Below are 11,570 nucleotides of genomic sequence, written 5' to 3'. Positions count from 1 at the left end.
GCGCAGCGGAATCGGCGCAGCCGACGCGACGAAGGAGCGCCCTTGACGCCCAACCCGCAACCGCGAAACTGAAACCTAGGGGCGGCCCCCACCCGCCATGACCGACCCCGGATGCCCCCGACTACCCCTCGGCACTGACCCGCACCTTCCCCTCGCACCGCCCCCCACCCCCCCCCACCCCCTCACCCCTCCGCCAGCCGCACCTGTTCCTCCTCCACGATCCTGCGCGCGATGTCGCGGTCCGAGACGTCGACCGCGTCCGGTGTCGCCTCCGCCAGGTCGCTGCGTCTCGCGTACGCGTCGAACAGACGGTTCTTGTTCGCGAGGATGTCCAGCAGGCGCTGGTCCACGCTGTCCACCGCGAGCAGTCGGTGGACCTGTACCGGACGGACCTGTCCCATGCGGTGAGCGCGGGCCACCGCCTGGTGTTCCAGGGTGGGTTTGACCTGAGGTTCGCAGAGGATGACCACCGACGCGGCCTGCATGTTGAGCCCGACGCCGCCCGCCTGGATCTGGCTCAGCAGCACCGCGTGGCCCGGGGCCGCCGTGAAGTGGTCGACGATCCCCTGGCGGCGCGCCGCCGGCACATCGCCGGCGAGCGGTCCGAATGCCCCCTCGCCCAGGGCTTCTCGGACCGTGGCGAGAACATCCTGAAAGTACGAGAAGACGACGACCTTCAGTTCGTTCTCCGCCGCCTCGGTCACCAGCTCCCGCAGCCGCCCGAGCTTCGCCGAGGTTTCCGGCCGCGCGTACGCGGCCCGGCGCATCCGCATGAAGTGCCCGGAGGCCACGGCCTCCCGGTAGGCCCCCAGATCACCGGCGCTCAGCTCCTCCCACTCGTCGACCTGTACCAGCGCGGGCAGTTCGGCGAGGACGTCCTGCTGGTTGCGGCGCAGATAGGCGGGGGCGACCGCGCGGCGGAAGGCGTGCGAGCCCGCGACCGCGTCGATTCCCTCCACCGCCGGGGCCAGTTCGGGCTGGAGGCGCTGGACCAGGCTGCGGAACTCCGCGACCCGGTTCTCCATCGGCGTACCCGTCATGAACAGGACGTGCTCGGCCTGTGCCGTCCAGCCGGAGAGGGCACGGGATCTGCGGGTGTCCGGGTTCTTCACATAGTGGGCCTCGTCGACCACCAGCATCCGGGGCTCCGGGGGCGGCGGCTTCATGGCCTCGGCCCGCGGCTCCGCGTCCCCGGCCAGGGGCAGCGTATGCAGGGAGTCGAAGGTGGTGACGGCGACGCCGCCTCGCTCGCGCCACTCCGTGAACGCCTCCCGCCGCTCCGGGCCGTGCACCGGAACCGCCCGCAGGGTGCTGCGGGCCCGGATCTCCCGGGTCCAGTTGATCAGCACGCTGTTGGGGCACACCACCATGAAGTGCGTGCCGCCGCGCGCCGCGAGATGGGCGAGCGCGGCGATGGCCTGCACCGTCTTGCCGAGCCCCATCTCGTCGCCGATGATCACCCTTCGCTGGCTCAGCGCGAAGCGCGCCCCGAACGACTGGTAGCCACGCAGCGACACCCGCAGTCTGGTGTCGTCCAGTTGCTGGGCCCGGACCCGCCCCGCGATCTCGGACGGCATGAACCCCTCGGACGCGGCGACATCGGGCGCACTGCCCGTGGTCTCCGCGAGCACGCTGTAGTACTCGGCCGAGCGCAGCTCGAAGTCGATCCAGCACTCGACGTCCGAGTCCGGCTCCCGCAGCAGATCCACCGAGAGCTGTGCGAACAGCATCGGTACGTCGGCTTCCGCGGCCTCGTCGAGTCGCTGCCGGATCCGGCCGACCGCGTCGAGAGCCCGCTCCCGCCGTTCCCGCCCCATGAGCGTCATCCGCAGCCGGCCGCGCGTGGGCTCGGCTTCCGGCAGCAGTGCGCGCAGCTCCGTGGAGAGCCGCTCGGCGGAGTCGTGTGCGCGCCGCAGCCCCGGTCCCGCCTCGACCAGCCGGTGCAGGGCGGTCACCAGCGCGGTGGTGCGCGGCTCCGGGTGGTCTATGTCGATGCGTACGGAGACGGTCTCCCCGACCGCCTCGGCGATCCGGGTGGCGGCGGCCACCGCCTGGTCGGCGGTGTGCCCGCCGACGCCGGGCAGTTGACGCAGGGCGTGCCGCCCCGCCTCGTACACCTCGCCCACCGAGGTGAAACCGGCTTGTTCGAGAGCGCCGAGCCGTAACCGCCCGGAGGTGACGTCCTTGAGCCGGGAGACCGGGATCGCGGCGAGCTCCGCGCCCGTCAGCTCCCGCTGGAGCGGACGGTGGATGTCGCGTACGGCGGTGATGGCCCGGTCGTGGTCGTCGAGCAGCCGTTGCGCGCCGTCGAGCAGCGACAGCGCCGCGTCGAGCACGGCGCCGGCCCGTCGTCCCGCGGTCACCGGAGCGTGTCCCGGCGTGGCCCCCGCACCTCTCATACGCCTCTCCACCCGATACCGGACCGAACCGCTCTGTCCGCACCTGACCGGCTCATATGCTCCCACGCCCACCGGACATACAGGCCCGTGTCCCGCTACCGCGCCCGTGCTCCGCTTCCTGGCCCCTGTTCCTGCATCAAAAACTAAACGAACGATCGTGCTAGCATCTCTCCATTCGCCGGCCGATCAAGGAGATCCGGGCCATGTCACCCATGACCGCGCTCGTCCAGAGCGTCTCTCGTACCGCCCTGCGCATCACCCTCAACACCACCTCGCTCCTCGCGCCCAGGCTGGCCGGACGCGCCGCCTTCGCCGTCTCTCTCCGGCCCGTCGGCCACAGCCGTCTCCGTCCGGGGGAGAGCGAGTTGCTCGCCGACGCCCGGACACGGCAGCTCACCGTGAACGGCAAGTCCGTCGTCACCCACCAGTGGGGCGACGGCGCGCGTCCCGTGCTGCTCGTGCACGGCTGGGAGTCACGTGCCTCGCGGCTCGGGGCATTCGTTCCGGCGCTGCGCGAACAGGGCTACAGCCCGGTCGCGTTCGACGCCCCGGCGCACGGCGCCTCCTCGGGGCGTGACACCTCGATCATCGAATACCGGGAGATCATCGGTCGATTGCACGCGGAGCACGGGCGATTCGAGGCCGTCGTCGCCCACTCGTTCGGTGTGCTCGCGACGTTCTTCGCCCTGCGTGACGGTGTGGAGGCGCGCCGGGTGGTCGGCATCGGCGGGGTCGCCGAATTCGACTGGATCATCGACGGGTTCCGTACGATGCTCGGTCTGCGGGAGCGGATAGCCCGCGACATGCGCGGCCATCTCGAACGGGTCATGGTTCCGGGGGAGCCGGACATCTGGCGGCGCCTCAGCGCCACATATCGTCCGGAGGAGATCAGCGTCCCTGTTCTGCTCATCCACGACGAGCACGACGACCGGGTGCCGCTCGACCAGTCCCGGGCCCTCGTCCGCGCGTACGGGGAGGGCGCGCGGCTGGTCGTGACCCGGGGGCTCGGCCACCGGAGGATCCTCGGCGACCCCGAAGTGGTCGCCGCCGCCGTGGACTTCGTACACCAGGAGCGGGAACACGCCGCCCCGCCGGAGCGACGGATCGAGCCGGGCGTACGGGATGCCGCCCCGCGCCCCGGATCAGCCGTCCTCTGACGCGGCCGTCCCTGACGCCCGTACGGGCGCTTACGTGGACGCCGGTGTGTCCCTGCCGAAGTCGGGGCTCCCCGGGAGGGCGGCCGGGTCGGTCGCGGCGGCGCGCAGCCGGTTCAGAATTCCCCGGGCCGCCCTCTCGTACGCGACCTCGTCGCCGTGCAGTACGGACTTGGCGTTGGCCGCTTCCATCAGCGCGATGATCTCGAACGCCAGCTGCGGCACGTCCAGTTCGGCCTCGAAGCCCCCGGCGAGTCGCGCTTTCTCGATGGTGCGCTCCACATAACCCACCCAGTCGTCCAGCGAGGTGGCGATCGCGTCGTGCACCGGACCGCTGCGCGCGTCGAATTCGGCGGCGACGGCGTAGAAGAAGCAACCGCCGGCGAAGACCCGGGTCGAGGAGTACGTCAGCCAGTTGCGGCACAGCGCCCACACGCGCCCGGCGCCCGGGGGCAACTCGCGCGTCGGGCGGACGACATGTGTGGCGTAGACATCGGTGGCCGCCCGTACCGTCGCCAGCTGAAGTTCCTCCTTCGAGCCGAAGAGGGCGAAGACACCGCTCTTGCTCAGCTTCAGTTCGGTGGCGATACGGCCGAGGGAGAGCCCTTCCAGCCCCTCGACCGACGCGATGTCCATCGTGCGGTCGAGCACCAGCCGCCGAGTCTGATTGCCACGCTCGACGCGCCCGTCGGTACTGCGCCCGTCCGTAGCGCGCCCGTCCGTAGCGCGCCTGTCGACATGGCGTCCGGTCGGGCTCCCCGTACCCATCCGCGTCGGTCCGTCGCCGCGTGTGCCGCTCATTCCCCCACTCTACTGAACGCACGATCGTGCGGCCTCCTGTCGGGCCCGGCAGCACATGCGAGGGCACCGCACGGGGAGGAGACTCGGAGGTGGACAGCTATGGGATCTCCTGAAGGAGCGCGCCATGGTCAGGACGCCGTTTGTCACTGGTTCCCCGGTCTGGATCGACCTCGGCACCCCCGATATCGAGGGCGCGGCGGCCTTCTACAAAGGTATTTTCGGCTGGGACTTCGTCTCCGCGGGCCCGGAGGCCGGCGGCTACGGCCTGTTCCAGCTGAACGGCAGGACAGCGGCCGGTGCCATGCCCGTGGAGCCCGGCCAGGCACCGCCTTCGTGGTCCCTGTACTTCCAGACGCCCAACGCCGACGCCATGGCCAAGTCCGTTCAGCAGAGCGGTGGTTCCGTTGTCTTCGAGCCGATGGACGTGATGGACCTCGGCAGAATGGCCGTCTTCACCGATCCGTCGGGCGCGGGCTTCTCGGTCTGGCAGCCGGGCAAGAACAAGGGGCTGGACGCCGTCGACGAGCCGGGCAGCCTCTGCTGGGGCGAGCTGTACACCCCGGACGAGGACGCCGCGTACCGCTTCTACAACTCGGTCTTCGGCTGGGAGACCACCAGCATGCCGATGCCCGACGGAACCGGCGCCTACCGGATGGTGAATCCGGCGGGCCAGGGCACCGAGGGGATGTTCGGCGGCTTCGTGCCGCTCGGCACCGATCCGGCGGAGGCCGACACGGGCCCGTACTGGCTCCTGTACTTTGCGGTCACGGACTGCGACGCTTCTGTGACTGCCGCGCGGAAGCTGGGCGGTACGGTCCGGGTGGCGCCGACCGATATCGAGGGCGTCGGACGGTTCGCGAAGCTCGCCGATCCCTCCGGGACGAGGTTCGCGGTGATGCAGGGCGTGGACCAGGCCGGCTGACGGCGGCGCGGGAGACGCTCGGTCCTCCGCCGCCCCGCCGAGTCGTTGACGCTTCGTCAATGACTTGTTTATCGCGGCCGGGCAGCGTGTCCGGCATGCCGATCAACATCACCGACATCACCACCAGCACGACCGACACGAAGGACGCGACCGACCGGGGTGAGCACGAACTCTCCTGGCAGGAGAGCGCGTTGTGTGCCCAGACCGGGCCGGAATTCTTCTTCCCCGCCCCCGGCTCCTCCACCCGGGAGGCGAAGCGGCTCTGCGGAGCCTGCGAGGGCAGGGTGGCCTGCCTCCAGTACGCGCTCGCCAATGACGAGCGATTCGGCGTCTGGGGTGGTCTCTCGGAGAAGGAGCGGCAGAACCTCCGGCGAGACGCGGCCGGCCTCCACAGAGGCTGAACCGGGCGCGTGAACCCAGGCGCGTGAACCGGGCGCCTCGACCCGGGCGCGTCCGAGCGGATCGTCGCCGCCGCCGAAGAACTCGACGACGGCGACGATGTGGGGTGAGGGCAGCCGCTCCACCAGCCGCTACAGAACTGGCCGACGAAATCGACCGGGCGGGATCAGCCGGCGGAATCAGCCGGCGGCGCGCGCCGCCATCCGTGCCTTGCGCGCGGCGAGCCTCTCGTCGAACTTGCTCGCCTCGCTGTTCAGGCCGCCCATGTACATCCCCAGCTCTTCCTGCGCCTTGAGTCCCTCCGGGCCCAGCCCGTCGATCTCCAGGACCTTCAGATAGCGCAGCACCGGCTGGAGCACATCGTCGTGATGGATCCGCATGTTGTAGATCTCGCCAATGGCCATCTGCGCGGCGGCGCGCTCGAAGCCGGGCATGCCGTGTCCGGGCATCCGGAAGTTCACGACGACATCGCGGACGGACCGCATGGTCAGATCCGGGGCGATCTCGAAGGCCGCGCCCAGCAGATTCCGGTAGAAGACCATGTGCAGGTTCTCGTCGGTGGCGATCCGCGCCAGCATCCGGTCACAGACCGGGTCGCCCGACTGGTGACCGGTGTTGCGGTGCGAGACCCGGGTCGCCAGCTCCTGGAAGGCGACATAGGCGACGGAGTGCAGCATGGAGTGACGGTTGTCGGACTCGAATCCGTCCGACATGTGCGCCATCCGGAACTGCTCCAGCTTGTCCGGGTCCACGGCCCGCGAGGTGAGCAGATAGTCCCGCATCACGATGCCGTGCCGGCCCTCTTCCGCGGTCCAGCGGTGCACCCAGGTGCCCCAGGCCCCGTCGCGGCCGAAGAGACTCGCGATCTCGTGGTGGTAGCTGGGGAGGTTGTCCTCGGTCAGTAGATTGACCACGAGCGCGATCTTGCCTATGTCGGTGACCTTCGACTGCTCGGGGCTCCACGCCTCGCCGTTCTCGAAGATGCCGGGGAAGTTGCGGCCGTTGGACCACGGCACGTACTCGTGCGGCATCCAGTCCTTGGCGACTTTGAGATGGCGGTTGAGCTCCTTCTCGACCACCTCTTCCAGCGCGTACAGCAGCCGGGCGTCAGTCCACGCGTCCGAACTGCCGAGGTGGGGAGAGGTGATCGACACGGGTACTCCAGGGGGGACGGGAGGTTTACCTACGGGTTCGTAGGTTACGACACCGTAGGTTAAGGCCCCGGTAAGGCGAAGGCCAAGCCCGCTGACGTCGGACATCCCTACGCTCGGTCATGCGCGCAGGTCGGAAAGGTCTTGACGGCACACAGAGAGACACGTCACGCCCCCTTCGAGTCTCTCGTACTCGCTGATATCGACCGGTACGAGCCCGCTCATCATGACCCGCCATGCCCACCGGAGCCGACCCCTGCCCGCTGGAGCCGACCCCTGCCCGTTGGACCCGGCCCCTGCCCACTGGAGCCGGCTCGCGCCCAGCGGAGCCGGCTCGCGCCCGCTCAGGCCGGGAGAGGGGCTCGCTCCTGCTCCCTGCGCAGATACTCGGCGGTGAAGGACTTGGGGTGATCGAGCAACTGCCGCGGAGTGCCCTCGAAGACGATCTCTCCGCCGTGCTTGCCGCCGTCGGGACCGAGATCGATCACCCAGTCCGCCCGCTTGACCACATCCATGTTGTGCTCGACGCAGATCACCGAGTTCCCGGCGTCGACCAGCCGGTCCAGCAGTGTCACCAGTGTGTCCACGTCCGCCATGTGCAGCCCCGTGGTCGGTTCGTCGAGTACGTACACACTGCCCGTGCGGTGCAGTTGCGTCGCCAGCTTGATGCGCTGGCGCTCGCCGCCCGAGAGCGAGCTGAGCGGCTGGCCGAGGGTGAGATAGGTCAGCCCGACGTCGTTGAGCGTACGCAGCTTCCGCAGCAGCGCCTTGTCCGTGAAGAACTCCATGGCCACCGCCGCCGTCATGTCCAGTACGTCGACGATGGAGCGGCCCCGCACCGTATGCCGCAGCACCTCGTCGTGGAAGCGCCGTCCCTCGCAGACGTGGCAGGTGGTGGTCACCGGGTCCATGAAGGCGAGATCGGTGTAGATCAGCCCGCGTCCCGAGCACTCCCCGCAAGCACCCGAGGAGTTGAAGCTGAACAGCCCCGGCGCGACCCCGTTCTCCTTGGCGAAGATCTTGCGGATGGTGTCCATGACGCCGAGATACGAGGCGGGGGTGGAGCGGGACGAGGCGGTGATGGCGCCCTGGTCGATGACGATCGCCTCCGGGTACGCCGCGGTGAACACCTCCGAGATCAGTGTCGACTTCCCGGATCCCGCCACCCCGGTCACGGCCGTGAGCACGCCGGTCGGGAACCGTACGTCGATGCCCTTGAGGTTGTGCAGCGCCGCGCCGGTCACCGGAAGCCAGTCGGCGGGGGAGCGGAACGACTCCTTGACGGGTGTACGGCGGCGCAGACAGCGGCCGGTGAGCGTATCGGCGTCCCGGAGCCGGTCCACCGGGCCCTCGTAGACGATCCGGCCGCCGTCCGTCCCGGCCTTCGGACCCATGTCGACGATATGGTCCGCGATCGCCATCACATCCGGGTCGTGCTCCACCACCAGCACCGTATTGCCCTTGTCGCGCAGCCGTACCAGCAGATCGTTCAGTCGGCCGACATCGCGCGGATGCAGTCCCACACTCGGCTCGTCGAAGATGAAGGTGAGGCCGGTCAGCGAACTCCCCAGATGGCGCACCATTTTGAGCCGCTGGCCCTCGCCGCCGGACAGCGTGGTGGTCTCCCGGTCCAGACTGAGATAGCCGAGCCCGATCCCGACCAGCCGCTCCAGCCGCTCACGGGCGGCGGCCGCGATCGGGGTCGCCACGGGATCAGCTATCCGGCCCAGCACCTCCACCAGATCGGCGACCTCCATGCGGGTGTGATCGGCGATGCTCAGCCCGTCGATACGGGAGGCGAGCGCGGCCTCGTTGAGGCGCGCCCCGCCGCACGCCTCGCACAGCCGCTCCACCGTGAAGCGCGCCGCCGCCTCCTTGCGCTTCTCGGAGAGATTGGCGGTGTCACGGTTGAGGAAGAGCCGGGTGAAGCGGGAGACGATTCCCTCGAACCGCATATCGACCGCGCCCGACTTCACTTCGATCCGGACCTTGAAGTCGCCGCCGTGCAGCAGCAGTTCGCGCTCCTCGTCGGTGTACTCGCCGAGCGGCTTCGCCCGGTCGAAGTGGCCGGACTCGGCGTACAGACTCCACTCCCAGCTGTTCACGGAGAGCCCGGGCAGCAGCAGCGCGCCCTCGTCGAGCGATTTGCTCCAGTCGATCGCCCGGTCGATGTCGAGCGCCACCACCCGGCCCACCCCGTCACAGAGCGCGCACATCCCCGACGGGTCATTGAAGGAGTACGCGGTCGCCGCCCCTGCGCTCGGCACGCCATGGCGCGAGAACAGCACCCGGATCACCGAGTAGATGTCCGTCATCGTGCCGACCGTGGAGCGGACATTGCCGCCGATCGGCTTCTGGTCGACGACGACCGCCACCGAGAGATCGTCGATCCCGTCGACCTGCGGGCGCTCGTACTTCGGCAGGAAACTTCTGATGAACGAGGTGAACGTCTCGTTCAGTTGGCGCTGCGACTCCACCGCGACGGTGTCGAAGACGATCGAGGACTTGCCCGACCCCGATACCCCGGTGAAGACGGTGATCTTGCCCTTCGGAATGGTGAGGGACACGTCCCGGAGGTTGTTCTCGCGGGCTCCCGTGATGGTGATGTTCTGAGGCATGCCCCGAAGCTAACCGGAAACCCGGACATCTTCTGTCCGGATTTCCGGTCGGTGCCCGGTGCCCGGTGCCCGGTGCCCGGCGCCCGGTGCCCGGCGCCCGGTGCCCGGCGCCGTGCCCGGTGCCCCGGCCGCCTTTCCGCTCATTCCACCATCCGCCACTCCGCCGCCACTCCGCCGCCAACCCACACCTCCGCCAATCCCTCACATCGCGAATCCACCCCTCCGCCAATCCACCACCTCGGCAGTCCACTTATCCACGCGTTCCGGCTGCCCGTACCTCCTCGGCGGTGGTGTCGCGCAGCTCCCCGTCCAGCAGCAGCCAGCGGGTGATGCCGAGCGACTCCAGGAACGGCACATCATGGCTCACCACGATCAGCGCGCCCGCGTACGACTCCAGGGCGGCCGTGAGCCGGCGCACGCCCGCCATGTCGAGGTTGTTCGTCGGCTCGTCCAGCATCAGCAGCCGCGGCGCCGGCTCCGCGAGCAGCAGCGCGGCGAGCGAGGCCCGGAAGCGCTCCCCGCCCGAGAGCGTCCCGGCCGGCTGGTCGGCACGCGCGCCCCGGAACAGGAAGCGTGCCAGCCGCGCCCGGATCATGTTGTTCGTCGCCCCGGGCGCGAACCGCGCCACGTTGTCCACCACGCTCAGCGCGTCATCGAGGACATCCAGCCGCTGAGGCAGAAAGCGCGAGGGGACATGGGTCAGCGCCTCACCGGCGACCGGCTCCAGCTCCCCGGCGACCGTACGCAGCAGTGTGGTTTTGCCCGAGCCGTTCCGGCCGACGAGCGCGATCCGCTCGGGGCCGCGGATCTCGAACTCCCCCTTGGCCTCGGCCCCGTACGGCAGTCGCAGCTCGCGCAGGGTGAGCACGGCTCGGCCGGGATGGACCGTGGTGTGCGGCAGCTCGATACGGATCTCGTCGTCGTCCCGTACCGCGTCCACCGCCTCGTCCAGGCGCTCCCTCGCCTCGGCCAGCCGCTCGGTGTGCATGACGCGGTGCTTGCCCGCGGACTCCTGGGCGGTGCGCTTGCGCATCCTCATGACGGCCCGGGGCTCCCGCTTGGTGTCGTACATCTTCTGGCCGTAGCGCACGCGCTTGGCCAACTTCTGCTGGGCTTCGGCCAGTTCGCGCTTCTGTCGCTGTACGTCGGCCTCCGCGACCCGCACCATGCGTTCGGCCGCCTCCTGTTCCTGGGCGAGCGCGTCCTCGTAGGCCGTGTAGTTGCCGCCGTACCACCGCACTTCGCCGTCCCGGAGATCCGCGATCTGGTCGACGCGTTCCAGCAGTTCGCGGTCATGGCTGACCACGACCATCACACCGGACCAGGTGTCGACCGCGTCGTACAGCCGCCGCCGCGCGTGCAGATCGAGGTTGTTGGTCGGCTCGTCGAGCAGCAGCACCGCGGGCCCGGCCAGCAGCAGCGCGGCCAGCCGGAGCAGCACGCACTCGCCGCCCGACATCTCGCCGATGGTCCGGTCGAGGCCGAGATGCCCGAGGCCGAGCTGAGCGAGGGTGGCATGGGCCCGCTCCTCGACGTCCCAGTCGTCGCCGACGATGGTGAAGTGCTCCTCGCTCGCGTCGCCCGACTCGATGGCGTGCAGCGCGCCGCGGGTCGCCGCGATACCAAGGGCCTCGTCCACCCGCAGCGCGGTGTCGAGCACCACGGTCTGCGGCAGATGACCGATCTCGCCGGCCACCTTGATCGTGCCCTCGACCGGGGTGAGTTCGCCCGCGATGAGCCGCAACAGCGTTGATTTTCCTGATCCGTTGAGGCCGATCAGGCCGGTTCTGCCGGGGCCTACGGCCAGCTGGAGATCATCGAACACACCGGTCCCGTCGGGCCAGGTGAACGAGAGGGCGGCGCAGGTGATGAACGTGGGAGTGTTGGACATGGAGGTCTCCGGTCGTCGCGGGGAAGTCAGGCGTACGGGGCAACGGATGGAGACACCGCGAGACGGAGGATCCCGGTCGGAGGACGGCTCGGCGGCCGAGGTCACACACGAGACGCACAACGGCCGGAAGAACCGGCGGAGGCTGTGCGGCAGCGGTGTCTCAGGACCTCAGACGAGCAACGTCCTACTCCAATCGGCGACAACAGGACCACGACCCACCGTAGGGAGGGTCCGG

General features: G+C 69.5%; 8 protein-coding genes. 3 read left to right on the top strand and 5 right to left on the bottom strand.

The window, feature by feature from the left end:
• Positions 1–182: 182 nt before the first annotated feature.
• Positions 183–2,399 carry a DEAD/DEAH box helicase gene (locus ABTZ59_RS26695; protein ID WP_351417554.1) on the bottom strand — a complete coding sequence of 739 codons (2,217 nt, stop codon included), beginning with the start codon at positions 2,397–2,399 and terminating at the stop codon, positions 183–185.
• Positions 2,400–2,602: 203 nt separating this feature from the next.
• Here ABTZ59_RS26695 and ABTZ59_RS26690 point away from each other — a divergent pair, with 203 nt between their 5' ends.
• Positions 2,603–3,556, top strand: coding sequence for an alpha/beta fold hydrolase (locus tag ABTZ59_RS26690; RefSeq protein ID WP_351417549.1), 954 nt, complete (start codon positions 2,603–2,605; stop codon positions 3,554–3,556).
• 30 nt (positions 3,557–3,586) lie between these two features.
• Here ABTZ59_RS26690 and ABTZ59_RS26685 read toward each other — a convergent pair whose 3' ends face one another.
• Positions 3,587–4,354, bottom strand: a complete 768-nt coding sequence (locus ABTZ59_RS26685) for a TetR/AcrR family transcriptional regulator (RefSeq protein WP_351417544.1) — start codon at positions 4,352–4,354, stop codon at positions 3,587–3,589.
• A gap of 124 nt (positions 4,355–4,478) precedes the next feature.
• Here ABTZ59_RS26685 and ABTZ59_RS26680 point away from each other — a divergent pair, with 124 nt between their 5' ends.
• Both ABTZ59_RS26680 and ABTZ59_RS26675 read left to right on the top strand, forming a co-directional pair.
• A complete protein-coding gene (locus ABTZ59_RS26680; RefSeq protein WP_351417541.1) occupies positions 4,479–5,276 on the top strand; it encodes a VOC family protein in 798 nt (265 codons plus the stop codon).
• A gap of 95 nt (positions 5,277–5,371) precedes the next feature.
• Entirely contained in the window at positions 5,372–5,677 is a 306-nt protein-coding gene (locus ABTZ59_RS26675; protein ID WP_351417539.1) for a WhiB family transcriptional regulator, read from the top strand.
• A 177-nt stretch (positions 5,678–5,854) separates the two neighbouring features.
• Here the strand turns inward: ABTZ59_RS26675 and ABTZ59_RS26670 are convergent, their stop codons facing one another.
• The 3 genes from ABTZ59_RS26670 to ABTZ59_RS26660 form a co-directional block, all read right to left on the bottom strand.
• Positions 5,855–6,829, bottom strand: coding sequence for an acyl-ACP desaturase (locus ABTZ59_RS26670; protein WP_351417534.1), 975 nt, complete (start codon positions 6,827–6,829; stop codon positions 5,855–5,857).
• Positions 6,830–7,170: 341 nt separating this feature from the next.
• Positions 7,171–9,444: an ATP-binding cassette domain-containing protein gene (locus ABTZ59_RS26665; protein WP_351417529.1), complete on the bottom strand. Its 2,274-nt coding sequence runs from the start codon at positions 9,442–9,444 to the stop codon at positions 7,171–7,173.
• A 250-nt stretch (positions 9,445–9,694) separates the two neighbouring features.
• A complete protein-coding gene (locus ABTZ59_RS26660) occupies positions 9,695–11,335 on the bottom strand; it encodes an ABC-F family ATP-binding cassette domain-containing protein (RefSeq protein ID WP_351417525.1) in 1,641 nt (546 codons plus the stop codon).
• Positions 11,336–11,570: the final 235 nt, after the last annotated feature.

This window comes from Streptomyces sp. NPDC094034 (assembly GCF_040303865.1).
Lineage (GTDB): Bacteria > Actinomycetota > Actinomycetes > Streptomycetales > Streptomycetaceae > Streptomyces.
The sequence above is the reverse complement of the archived record's forward strand: the minus strand, read 5'-3'. Positions and strand labels throughout refer to the sequence as shown.